Origin of the sequence: Peredibacter starrii (assembly GCF_034259205.1) — a bacterium.
GTDB classification, from domain to species: Bacteria; Bdellovibrionota; Bacteriovoracia; order Bacteriovoracales; family Bacteriovoracaceae; genus Peredibacter; species Peredibacter starrii.
The window spans coordinates 3,855,637-3,869,972 of the sequence record NZ_CP139487.1 but is presented as its reverse complement, the minus strand read 5'-3'; the positions used below and the strand labels follow the sequence as shown (position 1 = coordinate 3,869,972).

At 41.6% G+C, this 14,336-nt stretch carries 18 protein-coding genes; 11 read left to right on the top strand and 7 right to left on the bottom strand.

Going from position 1 to position 14,336, the window contains the following annotated elements:
• Positions 1-17: 17 nt before the first annotated feature.
• From SOO65_RS19405 to SOO65_RS19395, 3 genes are all read right to left on the bottom strand, one after another.
• Positions 18-2,057, bottom strand: coding sequence for a hypothetical protein (locus SOO65_RS19405; protein WP_321394479.1), 2,040 nt, complete (start codon positions 2,055-2,057; stop codon positions 18-20).
• 2 nt (positions 2,058-2,059) lie between these two features.
• On the bottom strand, positions 2,060-2,380 hold the full coding sequence (locus SOO65_RS19400; RefSeq protein ID WP_321394476.1) for a hypothetical protein: 321 nt from the start codon (positions 2,378-2,380) through the stop codon (positions 2,060-2,062).
• A gap of 145 nt (positions 2,381-2,525) precedes the next feature.
• The gene (locus tag SOO65_RS19395) at positions 2,526-2,915 is read right to left on the bottom strand and encodes a hypothetical protein (protein WP_321394473.1); all 390 of its coding nucleotides are present in this window, start codon (positions 2,913-2,915) and stop codon (positions 2,526-2,528) included.
• Positions 2,916-3,158: 243 nt separating this feature from the next.
• On the opposite strand from SOO65_RS19395, the gene SOO65_RS19390 reads away from it, so the two are divergent.
• The 3 genes from SOO65_RS19390 to hpf all read left to right on the top strand — a co-directional run bounded on the left by SOO65_RS19390 (position 3,159) and on the right by hpf (position 5,121).
• The gene (locus SOO65_RS19390) at positions 3,159-3,794 is read left to right on the top strand and encodes a transposase (RefSeq protein ID WP_321394470.1); all 636 of its coding nucleotides are present in this window, start codon (positions 3,159-3,161) and stop codon (positions 3,792-3,794) included.
• Positions 3,795-3,808: 14 nt separating this feature from the next.
• Positions 3,809-4,699: a LysR family transcriptional regulator gene (locus tag SOO65_RS19385; protein ID WP_321394467.1), complete on the top strand. Its 891-nt coding sequence runs from the start codon at positions 3,809-3,811 to the stop codon at positions 4,697-4,699.
• A gap of 95 nt (positions 4,700-4,794) precedes the next feature.
• Positions 4,795-5,121: a ribosome hibernation-promoting factor, HPF/YfiA family gene (gene hpf / locus SOO65_RS19380; RefSeq protein WP_321394465.1), complete on the top strand. Its 327-nt coding sequence runs from the start codon at positions 4,795-4,797 to the stop codon at positions 5,119-5,121.
• A gap of 34 nt (positions 5,122-5,155) precedes the next feature.
• Here the strand turns inward: hpf and SOO65_RS19375 are convergent, their stop codons facing one another.
• Entirely contained in the window at positions 5,156-5,890 is a 735-nt protein-coding gene (locus SOO65_RS19375; protein ID WP_321394462.1) for a hypothetical protein, read from the bottom strand.
• A gap of 107 nt (positions 5,891-5,997) precedes the next feature.
• Here SOO65_RS19375 and def point away from each other — a divergent pair, with 107 nt between their 5' ends.
• Together def and SOO65_RS19365 are read left to right on the top strand one after the other, a co-directional pair.
• A complete protein-coding gene (gene def / locus SOO65_RS19370) occupies positions 5,998-6,537 on the top strand; it encodes a peptide deformylase (RefSeq protein WP_321394459.1) in 540 nt (179 codons plus the stop codon).
• Between the two features lie 3 nt (positions 6,538-6,540).
• On the top strand, positions 6,541-7,851 hold the full coding sequence (locus SOO65_RS19365; RefSeq protein WP_321394457.1) for an MATE family efflux transporter: 1,311 nt from the start codon (positions 6,541-6,543) through the stop codon (positions 7,849-7,851).
• A gap of 31 nt (positions 7,852-7,882) precedes the next feature.
• On the opposite strand, the gene SOO65_RS19360 is transcribed toward SOO65_RS19365, so the two are convergent.
• The gene (locus tag SOO65_RS19360; RefSeq protein WP_321394456.1) at positions 7,883-8,353 is read right to left on the bottom strand and encodes a hypothetical protein; all 471 of its coding nucleotides are present in this window, start codon (positions 8,351-8,353) and stop codon (positions 7,883-7,885) included.
• Positions 8,354-8,444: 91 nt separating this feature from the next.
• Between SOO65_RS19360 and SOO65_RS19355 the strand changes: the two genes are divergently transcribed.
• The 6 genes from SOO65_RS19355 (at position 8,445) to fumC (ending at position 13,627) form a co-directional block, all read left to right on the top strand.
• Complete coding sequence (locus SOO65_RS19355) at positions 8,445-9,038, top strand: 2OG-Fe(II) oxygenase (RefSeq protein ID WP_321394454.1); 594 nt, start codon at positions 8,445-8,447, stop codon at positions 9,036-9,038.
• 6 nt (positions 9,039-9,044) lie between these two features.
• Complete coding sequence (locus SOO65_RS19350; RefSeq protein WP_321394453.1) at positions 9,045-9,479, top strand: HIT family protein; 435 nt, start codon at positions 9,045-9,047, stop codon at positions 9,477-9,479.
• Between the two features lie 111 nt (positions 9,480-9,590).
• Positions 9,591-10,457: an endonuclease/exonuclease/phosphatase family protein gene (locus tag SOO65_RS19345; protein WP_321394450.1), complete on the top strand. Its 867-nt coding sequence runs from the start codon at positions 9,591-9,593 to the stop codon at positions 10,455-10,457.
• An 84-nt stretch (positions 10,458-10,541) separates the two neighbouring features.
• Positions 10,542-11,735, top strand: coding sequence for a pyridoxal phosphate-dependent aminotransferase (locus SOO65_RS19340; protein ID WP_321394448.1), 1,194 nt, complete (start codon positions 10,542-10,544; stop codon positions 11,733-11,735).
• A 116-nt stretch (positions 11,736-11,851) separates the two neighbouring features.
• Positions 11,852-12,223: a hypothetical protein gene (locus SOO65_RS19335; RefSeq protein ID WP_321394445.1), complete on the top strand. Its 372-nt coding sequence runs from the start codon at positions 11,852-11,854 to the stop codon at positions 12,221-12,223.
• Positions 12,224-12,232: 9 nt separating this feature from the next.
• Positions 12,233-13,627 carry a class II fumarate hydratase gene (gene fumC, locus SOO65_RS19330; RefSeq protein WP_321394442.1) on the top strand — a complete coding sequence of 465 codons (1,395 nt, stop codon included), beginning with the start codon at positions 12,233-12,235 and terminating at the stop codon, positions 13,625-13,627.
• On the opposite strand, the gene SOO65_RS19325 is transcribed toward fumC, so the two are convergent.
• Complete coding sequence (locus tag SOO65_RS19325; RefSeq protein ID WP_321394439.1) at positions 13,617-14,078, bottom strand: Mpo1 family 2-hydroxy fatty acid dioxygenase; 462 nt, start codon at positions 14,076-14,078, stop codon at positions 13,617-13,619. The genes fumC and SOO65_RS19325 overlap by 11 nt on opposite strands.
• A gap of 21 nt (positions 14,079-14,099) precedes the next feature.
• A complete protein-coding gene (locus SOO65_RS19320) occupies positions 14,100-14,333 on the bottom strand; it encodes a hypothetical protein (RefSeq protein WP_321394438.1) in 234 nt (77 codons plus the stop codon).
• Positions 14,334-14,336: the final 3 nt, after the last annotated feature.

Here is a 14,336-nt window from a genome sequence, read left to right as displayed (position 1 = left end):
AAATTAATCAAGTTTTCTTATTCTTCAGACTCATCTGAGTAAGCATTGTCTTCATCGGCCTCATCTATACCTCCATCGCCATAGTAACCACCGGTTGTGGCCCCACCCATCATACCGCCAGCGATTCCACCCATTCCCATTGGGGACGGGTATCCACTACCAGTATATCCACCGTAATAAGCAGGTCCCACATAACCACCGCCGCCGCCCATGTATCCTTGGCCTGAAGTGTAGTCTTTTAAGCGAATAGGGAACTGAGGGTCTTCGGTCCTGCCAGTGAATTCGTGCCAGCTAAAAGGGTTTTGGAAATATCCTAAGTGTGCACTAGATGCCTGAACCATCCATGAAAGTGCCTGACGTTGTTTTGCTGGTAGACCTTCTACCGAAAGTATTGCGTGAGCATTATGGATATTGGCGAGTGTTTCTTTACGTGTCTTAGAACTAAGATTTTTGGCCGTAGGTACCCAGACTTTATTCTCTGGTTTAGCGAGCTTTTCTTTCAACTGCTGGAAGGCGAGGATCTGATTCTTTTGGTTATTTTCTTCAGAAACGAGAACCTGTCTTTTTGCCAGGACCATCCCTTGAGGATTTGCCTTAACTGCTTCTGCTGTATATTTAAGTGCACTATAGGTCATCGCTGAGTTCATAAGTTCCTGCGCCAGCGGAACTAAATTCTCGGCCAGATCCATCGGCCCGTTATAAGCACCGTTCTCGGGATTAATGTAACTTTTAACTCGCGCAAATTTCGGGTCATTAAATAACGCGTCTCTTTTCTTGGTAAATTCTTCAAGCTTTTTCTGTTCTGCTGCAACTGCGGCCTCTGGATTCTTTTCCAGAGACTCGATCTCTGCTCTGATAGATTCAATAAATTTGTTCTGCTTTTCCTGGGCCTCATTAAAGCCTTTCTCCATATCTTCAAGCTTAAATTCGCTTAAAATCTTCTCGGCCTCAGCAAGATCATCTTTGTAATAGTTGGCAAAGTTCTGTTTAGCACCTTCATAGAAAAGAAGATTAAACACCGCATTCAGGTTAAGTTCCATCTGAAGAATTTCACCGCAATGTTCGATACGTCTTGCTTCGTTATAGATCTGACGTAGTTCACCACTGGCAGTATTTTTCGGAACTTCAAGTTCACCTGAGTAATATTGATTGACCTTCGAGATCAGTTCTTCAATTTGATTTCGTTTTCCTTCACACTCATTAATATCAAATGGACGGAAGGCCTTGCCTTCTTTAAGCGAGCCGTAATAGAATTCACCTTCTTTCGTTCCGTCACTACAATAGACATACATGGCCGCATTCATCTGAGTTAGACCCTGAATGTTTTGTTTGGCATAAGACTGAAGTTTCTTTTGTTCTGCATTCTTCAGAAGACTTTTTTCTTTTAAAAGGATGTCTGAAATATATTGGTGACCTGCGGGTTTGTCTGAGAGAGGGGCAGAACCATCATAACCAGCGATGATTTTTACTTCCGGAAAGATATGTTTCCATTCGATGATTTCTTTCGGAACACCAGTATAACAACCAAGCAGAAGAACGGATTTTACTTCGTTAATGTCTTTAAAATTTTTCATTATTGCCGCTAGTTCCTGGCGGCCGAAGTCACCTTTATACCCACCAAAATGTCCTCCACCATCATGTCCCGAAATAGTGAGGTTTTGAAGTTTGGCACCAGAATTTTTAATCTCTGCCAGGGCCTCTTGAGTTTGCTTAGAAATATTTTTGTTACTTCTGCTTAGTTTATCCAGTTCTTGTTGGGCCTTTTCATATTCTGCATTAGCACTGGTACAATCAGTTTTGGCCGTTCTACATCTTTCAACTTTTTTGGTCGAAGCGATGACTGCGTTCGTGTATTTGATATATTCTTTATGGTTCTTGGGAACAACCATTAATCTTTCACCACGTTCACAGGCCGCCTTCTCAGTCGTGGCAATTTCAAGTTCCGAGTTATTGGTGTCAATAAAGAGGATCACCTTATTCGGATCGACTTTTTTGTTACATTGAGCGTGAGCTCCAATTGAAACGAGTAGAGTGGCAACAGGGATTAACTTTTTCACGATTACCTCTTGTCCTTGAGAAGTTGAAGTTCCTTCTCTGAGAATTCTGAATATTTCTTTTTAAGTTCTTTAACGGATTTAGATTTGAGATCCATGTAGAAGATGTCTTTTTGAAGTTCGTCCCATTTGGCCGTGCCCTTTACATTTTTTAGGAGCAAATCTCTGTCTGCTTTATTGGGAATGGAGCTTTGATGGGTGTTCTTCTCCACATCGAAATTCTTTTCGAGTTCTTTGCCATTGATGTTTTCATCGATCAAAAGTACTTTTGCCTTTTGAGCGTGAGCAAATGACATGAATAAAAGCAGATAAAGCACAAACTTCATGAGATTCCTTTGAGTGCTAACTCAAAGAATCTAATCGGATTTTAATTGAAGAAGATTAGAAGGCGACTGTGACGGTCGGGAAATAAAAAAGGGACCTCACGCATCCGGCGCTAGTCCCTTTTTTTACAGGGGGGTATAACCACTACTAAGCAGAGTGACAATTGAGGGGGTATGTCATCTCATGCCCTTTAGGGGACGTAATCGAAAGGTAGTCGTTAACATCCGAGAACTCATTTGTGTCCTGGACGTTGATTCGATGTTTAAGACCATCGATATAAAGAGTTTTTGTAAAGCCGTGGTTCTTCTTGTGAGTTCTCACAGATTCACCATTTAGAGACGAAATTGAACGACTAACTCCTGCCTCATCTTCTTTTTGGAATGAGATGCGGTCGTCTTGGATAGTGAATGTTTTTTCACCAAATGCAGTAGAGCAAGTAATCGATGGAGTTGCACTGTAGGCACTCATCGTGTGGATCATAAGAATAAGTCCTAAAAAACCAAGAATCGTTGAAAGTGATAATGTTTTTGTTTTCATGTTTCCCCCTGAGTTTATGAAGAAGATGTCGTCCTGCCATCGCCCCTCGTGCTTCTCTTAGTACAAGCCGTGTGCCAAAAATAGGTCCATGGAATCAAGGGGTTAGGAGGAGGGAAAAATGTCTAAAATATACATATGTCTATTTTTTATACGATTTCTCCTCTGAAATGTTTGGCCTGCTTAGTTCTTAATCAGTGCCTCCCCACTTATGCTTCTTATATATGCCTCTTTCAAATGAGGCCCATGGCCAAACAACTTCAACTTAATGTCAATAAAGGAAACAAAGGTGGGAGAAGACCGGGATCAGGAAGAAAGAGGGTCCATTCAAAAGGTGTGGCCCACCGTAAACGCGAACTTGTGCTCCAAAGAACGCCAGTCCATGTAAACTTCAAATATCGAGCCTCCATTAGAAATAAGGAGTCTTTGAAGCTTTTGAAAAGGGCAATTGTGAATGCGCGATCGCATGGGCTAAGAATTTTGCATTTTTCAATGCAGAGTAATCACATTCATCTCATTCTTGAGGCCGTTAATAATGAAGTGCTCACAAAAGGAATGAGATCTCTCACTGTCACTTTCGCTAAAGGTCTCAATAAAGGTCGGGTCCAAATTGAACGATATCATCTTCATGTGCTCAAAACATTTAGAGAAACCAAGAACGCCATTCAGTATGTACTCTTTAATCAACATCGCCATGAAAAAGGCATATATACAAAGATCGATGGATACTCATCCCTCATTCATCTGAAGGAAGGGTTCAAGATCGTTCAGCACTATGCCCAAAGGATGAAGATAACTATTGAGATTAAAAGGCAGGAGAGATGGGATCTCGATGTCGGTCAAAGTTATCTTACAAGACGTGGACTTGAACTCCTCATCTGACCTATAATCAGGCAATGGTACCTTTAAATTACAATCAGCTTTATTACTTCTACAAAATCGCAGAACAAGGTTCTATAGCCTTGGCCTCTAAAAGTGTCCTCATTAGTTCACCTGCACTTTCCATGCAGTTAAAGGAACTTGAAGATTCTTTTGGCACTCCTTTATTTGATCGAGTGGGAAAGAAGCTCGTTTTAACTGAAGCGGGCACCATCGTTTTTGAATATGCCCGTGATATTTTTAAACTGGGATTTGAATTAAAAGACACCCTGGCCGATCGAAATAAAGGTCAGGAGAGAACTCGCATTGAAATTGGCTGTCAGGATTCCATCCCCAAAAATGTGGCCGATGAACTTCTGGCGTTTCTTCTAGAAACAAAATCCTGCAAAGTTTTATTGAAAGAAGGAAATCGCGAACAATTATTGAAAATGCAGAACGAGTACAAATTGGATCTCATCCTTACGAACTCTGTACCTCAAGTTGATAACTCTTATATTTTTGAATCTCGTCTTCTTGCTAAAGAAGAACTTATTGTGGTTGGACATCCTAAATTTAAATCAAAATCAAAGTGGCCAGGTATCTTGAAAGAAGTACCAATGGTGCTTCCAACTTATGATTCAAGTTCACGCCAAAAATTAGATCTCTATTTTAAAAAGAACAATCTGGTGATTGATGTAATTGCTGAAGTTGAAGATAAAGCAACTGAAATTGATCTTGCTCTACGTGGGCATGGACTGATCTCCGTCATGAAAAAGAGTGTAGCTCATCTTTTAAAAGAAAAAGTTTTGGTAGAATTTGGCCCACTCACTGGTGTTCAAGAAGAGATTTGGATGATCATTGGCAAACGTAAGATTCTGAATCCACTGGCGCTTCACGCGATGAAAAACTTTACTCTCTCAGTTAAGTAAATTTCCCTGAAGGGTGTGTTAAAGATTATTGAATGTCGCAAAAAACCGACTCTTGCTAACCTTGATTCAAGGCATGAAACAGAAGGAGTTCGTTTATGCATGTTCAAGTACACTATCAAAACCTAGAAAATTCACCTTGGATGGACGAGTTTATTACAACTCGAGTATCGAAGTTAGAGCGTTATCTTGGGACTGCGGCCAGCATCCAGGTTAATTTAAGAATGTTCAAAAATCGATACGTCACATCCCTTGCAATTCATAACAGAGGACACGATTATGCCTTCTCCTCAGATGGTGATAACTTGTATGAATCCTTTGCTGCGGCCGTTGATAAGGCCAATCGATCACTAGGAGAACAAAAACGTAAAGTTAAAGACAGAATTAATCGTAGATATATTCCACTAAAAGAAGTTGCTGCCTAAAAAAGAAAGGGCCCGAATATCGGGCCCTTTCTTATTATTTAAAATCTTGAATAAGCCTTCGTCCGTAAGAGATTTCCTGAACCATTCCCGGTTTCATGATCTTCGCTGAACCAAAGGCCTTCTTTACTGAGGAAAGCTGATACTGAATCACCAAAGTCTTCGTTTCTTTCAATGGAATGAAAGACATCACCACAATTCCGCCCAATGAAAATTTCGAATACTGAGTCATCTCTTTAATGACGATCGAAGAGGCCCCTTGCGAAATGATGTCCATTTTCTTCGCCGCTGATACCGCACGAATGACCTTAGAGTTAGGTAGAGTGCTGATATCATCCGAATCAATAAAGATTTGAAGTTTATATTGATGAGAGAATTCACCTGGAACAGTAACTTTGAAGGTTTCAGGATTTAGCTTTTTAACTTTTTGATCACCTAGAACATGAGACACAAATTTTTCATCGGTCATTTGTTTATCGTCAAAGAAGCCAACTGGACGATCGATCACATAGGCCGCTTTGGTCACAGCAATCGCCGATTCCGGTTCAGAAAATAATGAGAGCGAATCCAGATCAAAGAGCTCCGGGTGTTGTTTAAGAAGTTTTCTAGGGTTATCCAATGAGAAGTAATAGTGAATATCACCTTTCATCAGCTCTTCCGCTTTAACTGGAAAATTAAGCTGTTTCTGTTCAACCATCTGAGCGTACAATGGAACGGACGCCACGAGGTTAAGGACGACGGTGAGGGCCAGCTTCATCAAAGAGTAGTTCATACTTGTGTTGACCTTGATAGACCTATTGTTCGATCAGGCTTATCGGTTATAGCGTCTTGTTCATGAGGAAAAAGGCAATTTTTTCCTCCTAATTGCATGAGGGACTTATGATTCAGCCAATATGCCGTATGGGAAATCCGATTTTAAGGAAAAAGACACAAGAGATATCAAAAGATTACCTTTTGTCTGACAAGTTTCGTCAGTTATTGATTGATCTTAAAGATTCGATGAAGCATTACGGCGGAATTGGAATTGCTGCTCCTCAGATCGGAGTTGATTTGCAGGTGGCCATCATTGAACTCATGGGCTTTAATCGCTACGGTGAAGAGGTGAACCTTCCACTTACAACATTTGTTAATCCAAAGATTGAATATCTCACCAATGAAGAGCAAGGCTTTTGGGAAGGCTGTCTATCAGTCCCGGGTCTGCGCGGTTTTGTTGAGCGGCCAAAAAAAGTTCGCGTTCGTTATCTGAATGAAAAAGCCGAGCCCCAGGAACTTGTGGCCGAAGGTTTTTTAGCGACTGTGTTGCAACATGAACTAGATCATCTGCAAGGCGTTTTATATGTGGATCGAATTAAAGATCCCAAACTTCTTTCTTATCAGGAAGAGTTTGAAGAGTTTATCCAAGCACCCAGTATTGAGTAATTTATGACGACAAATGTTCTGCCTCGTAAAGAAGCTTTAAAGCAGCTTCTGATTTTTGCTTTACCGATTATTTTTGGACAACTAGGTCTTATGTTAGTGGGAACCGGAGATATGATTATCGCCGGTCGCTATTCCCGTGAGTGTCTCGCCGCCATTGGGCTTGCGATCTCTATCGCCAATCCGATTCAGATTTCACTTCTAGGAATGCAGTTTGCGATCTCACCACTTCTTGCCCAGAAAAGAGGGAATGGTGAATCGATTGATGATTATTTCTGGACCGTAACTCTTTATAGTTTTTTTGTGGGACTTGTTTCTTTCGTTCTGACCTATTTAAGTATTCAGATCGTTCCATGGTTAAATTATGGGCCGACTCTTCAACCGATCATTCTCGATTATATTTTGATCACAAGTTTTTCTTCTTTTGGACTTTGCTTCTATCAAAGCTCTAAGGAGTTCTTTCAGTCTCAGGAAAAAACTCTCGCCGCCAACATCCTGGCGATGCTTGCCGTGTTTGTGAATCTCTATTTTAACTACTCATTTGTTTATGGTGTTTATGGCATGCCAGAGTTAAAAGAGCAGGGTCTTGCATGGGCGAGTCTGATTGTTCGAATGCTCATGGCAACAGGGCTTTTTGCCATGACTTATAAATATTGGAAGTCCTCGAAGAAAGTTAACTGGAACTTCATGAAAGAGCTTCTCCGATTGGGAACTCCGATTACCGCCTCTCTCTTTTTTGAAATTATGGCGTTCTGTGCGGTGACCTTATTTGTTGGGAAGTTCGACGCCATCCAGACTGCGGCCAATAATCTTGCGCTTAATATTGGTTCACTATCTTTCATGATTCCGATGTCCATCTCTGCAGCGGTAGGGGTGAAAGTCGGGCACGCTTATGGAGAGAAGAATTACGAAAATGTCAGAATCTTTTCTCAGGTAAGTTTATTCGCTTCATTTTGTTTTACTCTCATGACCGGTCTTTTCTTTTATCTATTTCCAGAAGTGGTTATGGGTCTTTATACCGATGACAACCTGGTGGTTGATTTTGGAAAGAAACTTTTATTTTGGGTCGCTTGCTTTCAGCTCTTTGATGGTGCTCAAGTTACGATTGCAGGAATTCTTCGAGGTCTTTCCATTACCAAGGCCTCTTCATTGGCGATCTTCACCGGCTATTGGTTGATTGGTATTCCACTTGGTTACTATCTAGGATTCTTCAGTGGTCTTGAGGCACAGGGCTTTTGGGTAGGTCTAGCAACGTCTCTGGCGGTTGTTGCTGTCATGTTAGGAATGATTTTAAGAAAGAAATTAAATCAGTTGTAAAAAAAAGGGGACCTAAGGTCCCCTAATTTTTTTAAAGAAAGAAGTCGCCGTTACCAGGCACGATTGTGTGACTACACGAGTTCTTCGTGATTCCACCGAAAATTCCCAAGAAAGGTTTTAGTAACCATCTTTGAGTGACGATCTTGTAATTTTTCGGCACAAGAACCACCGCAAGTTCTTTTGAAGGAACATCACGTCTAAGCGTTCTCACCCAGAATTCACCGTTCGCATTCAGATTAGAGTAGCTATAACCTTCTTCCTGACCTTCAGTATAAGTATACGGGTGAACATACCAGCGATTGGTTTTCACATAGAACACAACTTTGAACTTTTCATACGCGTCAGCTGGAAGTCCAGTGATGTGACCTCTGATGTGTTCGTTCTTAATCACTTCATCAACAGTTACCACAGTGCTCTTACATTCTTTTTTGTATTCACGAAGCACGTTGGCCGATGCAGTCTGACCGATAAGTAGAGCTGCAAGGACTAGAAATCCTTTCATTAGTCACCCCTTTGTAGGTAATAGATATTTTTATTCTCTCTCTACTGATAACTGCATACAATTGGGGGGAACTTTGCCGTTAGGAATAGGAATGATTGAGCAAATTATTCAGGAAATAGAAGGAAAAGGCTGGAGTCATAGGACCGGAGTAATTGGTCCTACGGAGCTGGCCGAGATCAAAGACTTCTTTGACCATCGCCGAAGCGAATTTGTTCCAGCGAAGGTCGGGAAAGGTGAGAACCTTCAGCGCGCTGAGAACATACGTGGCGATTACACGTTTTGGATCGATCCCCATGAACCACCGGCAACATTCAGGCATCTGGTACATTTTCTTACGGAGCTCAAAGAAGCGCTAAACGGTCACTTCTTTTTAGGTTTGAAGGATTTTGAATGTCACCTGGCCTACTATCCTCCAGGAACTTATTATACCAAACACTCTGATCGACACGGATTGGAATCGTCCCGAGTGCTCTCATTCATTTTTTATCTTCATGATGAATGGAATGAAAATGATGGGGGAGAGTTAGTTATCTATGATAAAGATGATTCGATTTTGGAAACGGTTAAACCTGTTCCTGGATCATTCATTTGTTTTTTAAGTGAGAAATTTCCTCACGAAGTAAAACCGGCCAAACGTGAACGAAGAAGTTTTACAGGTTGGATGCATCGAAAAATTCTGTACTGAGGTTTTATGAATTGCCCATTGTGTGAAAGATCAAAAAATACGGCGGAAGGAAAGTATCCTTTTCTCATTCACGAGTTCAAAAATTCTTATTTGTATTTAGGTGAGCATCAATATTATCAAGGCTACTGTGTACTCGTGACGAAAGATCATTATCGCGAGATGACAGATGTTCCATCACCAAAACGTGAAGAACTATTTCAAGAAATGATGAGGGCCCACGAAGTCATTCAAAAAGTTTTCCAACCAAAAAAAATGAACATGTGCAGCTTAGGAAATGTGGTTGATCATGTGCATTGGCATTTCTTTCCGCGTTATGAGAGTGATCCAAATTTCAAAAATCCGCCTTGGTTACAGATGCAGCATTTTGATAGTGCCAAAGTGTCTCCTGAGAAGCGTGACGAACTTATCGAAATTTTGAAAAACGCATTTTCATCAAAGTAAGCATCTGTCAGTTTCGTGTTAAGCTAAATTAATTCAGCAGATTAGCATTGCCATTTGATCTCGCACATCCTTCAATTAAAGTGCAAAAAAACTTTTAACATGGATGTGTGCATGAAGTTTTCATTTCTTCTCATCCTCCTTTTGAGTTCCCATGCATGGGCCAAATGGAGTGTATCGACTTACAACATTAGGAACTTTGATAAAGATCCTGGTTCTGGTCAAACCAACATTGCTGAACTTGGAAAAATTATTAAGTCAGTACAAAGTGATGTAATGGCCTTCGAAGAGGTCGTTAACAGAACTGCATTTGACTCACTCATTAAACAAAATCTTCCAGGCTATGCTTACCAGATGTCCAACTGCGGTGGTTTCGGTAAACAAAATCTTGCGGTGGTTTATAATCCAAAAGTTTTTGAATTCATGAGCACAGTAGAAGATCTAAGCTTCTCTGGTTCAAACAATAATTCTTGTGGATCATTAAGACCGGCGCTTCTGGTTACTCTCATGCACATCGCTTCGAAAAAGATCTATACCTTTGGAGCAGTACACTTGAAGGCCGGTGGTGACAATCGTGCTATGTCTCAACGGTGGAAGCAGTATCAAAACCTAGGCGGGTTAGTTAAAAAATATGCTGCTCAAAATTTAATCCTTCTTGGGGACTTCAATACCACTGGTTACAACCTTCAAAACGAAGATTATCAAAGATTTGAAGATATGCTCTCTGGAACCGGCGTGAGAACCATGGCGGAAAACATTGGGTGTACTAACTACTGGAAGGGAACACAGGGCGGTGCTGAGTTCCAACCGTCAATCTTGGATCACATTGTTCTTCAGGATAAAAACGTAGCTCAGGTGATGGATGTGAGAGTTGGGGCACATTGTGCCATGACGGACTGTCGTCCTGCGACACCACAGAACCTTGGTGTAAGTTACCAGTCTGTCTCTGACCATTGCCCGGTACAGGTCACATTCCGTTAATACGGAACTTCTTTCAAGCCTTTCAGCAATACCTTTTTAATGATACTCTGGGGAGACGAACCATTCTCCTCAGGGATCATTTACATGAGTTTTTTATCGAATAGAGTTGAAAAGTTAGCTGAGTCTGAAACATTGGCCATGGCCCGTTTAGGGAATGAGCTTAAAGAAAAAGGCGTTAACGTTATCAACATGAGTTTAGGTGAGCCGGATTTTGCAACACCGGACTTCATTAAAACTGCCGCTAAAGAAGCGATCGATAAAAATTTCTCTTATTACACTCCTGTGCCAGGATACAAAGATCTTCAAGAAGCAATCTCTGCTAAATTTAAGCGTGATAATAATTTGAACTACAGGCCTTCACAGATTGTGGTTTCAACTGGTGCTAAACAATCGATCATTAACGTTGTCATGGCGACTGTGAATCCAGGTGACGAAGTGATTCTTCCTGCACCTTATTGGGTGAGCTATTCAGAAATGATCCAGCTTAATGAAGGGAAGGTCGTTGAGATCCAAACGGATTACAAAGCTGATTTCAAAATCACTCCAGAGCAGCTTGAAAAGGCCATTACTCCAAAAACGAAAATGTTCTTGTTCTCAAATCCATGTAACCCAACCGGGACCATGTACACTGAAAAAGAACTTCGTGCTCTGGGAGAAGTGTTCAAAAAGAATCCTCATGTATTGATCGTTTCTGATGAAATTTATGAATACATTAGCTTCACTGAAAAAATGTTCTCAATCGGTTCAATTCCAGAACTTGCTAATCGTACAGTGACAGTAAATGGTCTCTCGAAAGGTTACGCGATGACCGGTTGGAGACTTGGTTATCTTGGTGCCCCGGAAGAGGTGGCAAAGGCCTGTGTGAAAATTCAAGGTCAGTTTACTTCTGGTCCAAGTTCAATTTCTCAGCGTGCTGCCGTTGCGGCCGTGAATGCTGATCCTGCGGTCGTAAAAACGATGCAGGAAGCTTTTAAGAATCGTCGTGATCTTCTTATCTCTTTGATGAAAGAAGTTCCGAATCTTAAATTAAACAATCCTGGTGGCGCTTTCTATTTATTCCCTGAAGTATCTGCATACTTCGGAAAGAAGAACGGTGACACTGTCATTAAAGACGCAAAAGATCTTTGCATGTATCTCCTAAATGTAGGACATGTGGCCATGACTCCGGGTGGGGCCTTTGGCGCTCCTAATTATCTGCGTCTTTCTTACGCAACTTCTGAAGATAAGATTCGTGAAGCAGTTAGAAGAATTGCCACGGCACTAGCAGAGTTAAAGTAAGACTGATCTCAAGGTAGAATTTAGGTCTAGGCGACTCGGCGTTCAGAGATTTTCGCTCGGAAGATAAGTTATCTTCAAGCGCGAATCAAACCACGCTCAAAGCCTAGGAGTTTGCAATGAGACACCTCTTCCTTATATCCCTTCTATCAATGTCATCAGTTGTTTGGGCCGCTCAAGACTGGAAAGTAGTGGCGGAAACAACTTCTTGCGATGAGAAGGTTCAGATTCTTGCTAAAGAAGGCGAGAAATATGTGCTTGCTGTTCAAGGTGACACAAAAACAAAACTAGTAGCTAAAGACGGTTCTGCTTTCCATGAGAACTCAATGAAGACTACAGAATTTGAAACTGATCTAAAAAGCGATGATTTCAAACAAGGCAATCCAACTTATACTTTTATTCAACCAAGTTATGTTGAGGGCAATCCTCCTAAGGTTGATGTCTATGCCAGCGGTGTGAAGAAGCGCTGTAAGATGGAACACACTCGCTAAGCTCCTTCTATGAAGGACAATGTTCGAATCGAAAAAGACTCATTCGGAGAGATTGAAGTTCCAGCGAACCATTACTGGGGCGCTCAGACACAGAGATCTCTCCATCACTTTAAAATCTCCCATGAGAAAATGGATACTGAATTGATTAAGGCCCTGGTCTTGATCAAGAAGGCGGCCGCACAAGTCAATGAAGAGATGAAGGCAATGCCCATTGCTAAAACTCTCGCCATTAAAGGTGCGGCCGATGAAATTCTCACCGGAATTCATAAAGAAGAGTTTCCTCTTGCGGTCTGGCAGACGGGAAGTGGAACTCAGACCAATATGAATGTGAACGAAGTGATCGCCAATATTGCCAATGAGATTCTCGGCGGAAAAAAAGGCGACAAGCTTGTTCACCCGAATGATGACGTCAACAAAGGGCAAAGTTCCAATGACGTTTTTCCTACTGCCATGAGTATCGCCGCCACTCGAGTGATCTTGATGGATCTTCTCCCTGCAGTAGAAAAATTAAAAAATACATTCAAGAAAAAGTCTGAAGACTATTGGGAAGTGACGAAGATCGGTCGCACTCATTTAATGGACGCAACTCCCATTACTCTGGGCCAGGAACTTTCGGGTTATGTTTCTCAATTAGAGCATTCAATGAAACATATTGAAGCTCAACTCCCGCATTTATCAGAATTAGCTTTAGGGGGAACTGCGGTAGGAACCGGACTTAATGCTCCTAAAGGCTTTGCGGAAAAGGCCGCGGGTGTGATTTCAAAATACACTGGAATACAATTTGTCTCGGCTCCTAATAAGTTTGAGGCCCTTGCGGCAAACGATGCTCTTGTTCAGGCCCATGGTGCTCTGAAAGGTCTCGCTGCCTCGCTCATCAAAATTGCCAATGACATCAGATGGCTCGCGAGTGGTCCACGAAGTGGGTTGGGTGAAATTTCCATTCCTGAGAATGAGCCCGGCTCATCCATCATGCCAGGGAAAGTGAATCCTACTCAGTGTGAAGCAATGACAATGTTATGTGCCCAGGTGATGGGCAATGACGTGGCGATTGGAATTGGTGGAGCATCCGGAAACTTTGAGCTTAATGTGTTTAAGCCCCTTCTTATTCACAACTTCCTACAAAGTGTTCGTTTGTTAACAGATGGCTGTTTAAGCTTTGAAAAATTTTGCGTAAGCGGAATTGAACCAAGGCTAAAAACCATTGAAGAGCACTTACGAAACTCACTCATGCTCGTGACATCACTTAATCCTCATATCGGTTATGACAATGCCGCCAAGATCGCGAAGAAGGCCCACAAAGAGAATAAAACTCTGAAAGAGGTCGCTGTAGAGCTCGGGTTAGTATCAGCTGAGGACTTCGATAAGTGGGTACGTCCGGAAGAGATGACCAATCTTAAACATTGATTCCAATCTTACGATAAAAAAATCTCGTTACCCAAAGTGGGCCAATCAGAAGAAAGGCAATATCTTGTAGAAAAGATGGTTTTTTACCTTCGATCTTGTGTCCCCAAAATTGTCCAATCCATGCCAGGACAAAAACAATAATACAGAATGGAAGAAGAATTCCTGCCTGATAAAGGTGATGGCAGATAAAACACATGATGAAGGTTTGAACGATCATTCCCAAAAACTGAATAAAGTTCAGACTGAGATAAAAGCACAAACAGCCAGCGATGAAGAGAGTGGCCCAATTGAGAAATGGAATTGAGGCGAAGACAGCGGGAGTTGGGATACACCAGAGAAATCCAACAACAGTGAGCATGATCAAAGGAACACAAATCTTATGAATGAGCTGATTAGTATGATTTTGATGACTCACTCCATATTCATCCATCCACTGATTATAGGTTCTCATATATGCCCCTTGTTAATCCAATTATAGGCCTTGCCCCATGATCTCTTCAAGTTCTTGACGGTAAAGTAGTGACTTGTCCCTACAGCCCTCAAAAACCTCTGGGATTTTAAGCTCTTTCTTGGCGTCTACACAGCCTTTTAAGTAAGACATTTGGGCCTGGTTTAGGGCCGCATCAAGAGAGACGTCATCATCGCCTTTTTTTGTAGGCACTTGTGAGCAGCTCACGAGAAACAACAGGATGAGAATGGTCTTCATTCT

Bases quoted from the DNA above. Each gene is read 5' to 3' on its own strand.
- fumC (WP_321394442.1), top strand. From the start codon at position 12,233: ATGAAGGACAATGTTCGAATCGAAAAAGACTCATTCGGAGAGATTGAA.
- SOO65_RS19325 (WP_321394439.1), bottom strand. From the start codon at position 14,078: ATGAGAACCTATAATCAGTGGATGGATGAATATGGAGTGAGTCATCAA.
- SOO65_RS19320 (WP_321394438.1), bottom strand. From the start codon at position 14,333: ATGAAGACCATTCTCATCCTGTTGTTTCTCGTGAGCTGCTCACAAGTG.
- SOO65_RS19345 (WP_321394450.1), top strand. From the start codon at position 9,591: ATGAAGTTTTCATTTCTTCTCATCCTCCTTTTGAGTTCCCATGCATGG.
- SOO65_RS19395 (WP_321394473.1), bottom strand. From the start codon at position 2,915: ATGAAAACAAAAACATTATCACTTTCAACGATTCTTGGTTTTTTAGGA.
- SOO65_RS19360 (WP_321394456.1), bottom strand. From the start codon at position 8,353: ATGAAAGGATTTCTAGTCCTTGCAGCTCTACTTATCGGTCAGACTGCA.
- SOO65_RS19385 (WP_321394467.1), top strand. From the start codon at position 3,809: ATGGTACCTTTAAATTACAATCAGCTTTATTACTTCTACAAAATCGCA.
- SOO65_RS19350 (WP_321394453.1), top strand. From the start codon at position 9,045: ATGAATTGCCCATTGTGTGAAAGATCAAAAAATACGGCGGAAGGAAAG.
- SOO65_RS19335 (WP_321394445.1), top strand. From the start codon at position 11,852: ATGAGACACCTCTTCCTTATATCCCTTCTATCAATGTCATCAGTTGTT.
- SOO65_RS19375 (WP_321394462.1), bottom strand. From the start codon at position 5,890: ATGAACTACTCTTTGATGAAGCTGGCCCTCACCGTCGTCCTTAACCTC.
- def (WP_321394459.1), top strand. From the start codon at position 5,998: ATGATTCAGCCAATATGCCGTATGGGAAATCCGATTTTAAGGAAAAAG.
- SOO65_RS19400 (WP_321394476.1), bottom strand. From the start codon at position 2,380: ATGAAGTTTGTGCTTTATCTGCTTTTATTCATGTCATTTGCTCACGCT.
- SOO65_RS19355 (WP_321394454.1), top strand. From the start codon at position 8,445: ATGATTGAGCAAATTATTCAGGAAATAGAAGGAAAAGGCTGGAGTCAT.
- hpf (WP_321394465.1), top strand. From the start codon at position 4,795: ATGCATGTTCAAGTACACTATCAAAACCTAGAAAATTCACCTTGGATG.
- SOO65_RS19390 (WP_321394470.1), top strand. From the start codon at position 3,159: ATGGCCAAACAACTTCAACTTAATGTCAATAAAGGAAACAAAGGTGGG.
- SOO65_RS19365 (WP_321394457.1), top strand. From the start codon at position 6,541: ATGACGACAAATGTTCTGCCTCGTAAAGAAGCTTTAAAGCAGCTTCTG.
- SOO65_RS19340 (WP_321394448.1), top strand. From the start codon at position 10,542: ATGAGTTTTTTATCGAATAGAGTTGAAAAGTTAGCTGAGTCTGAAACA.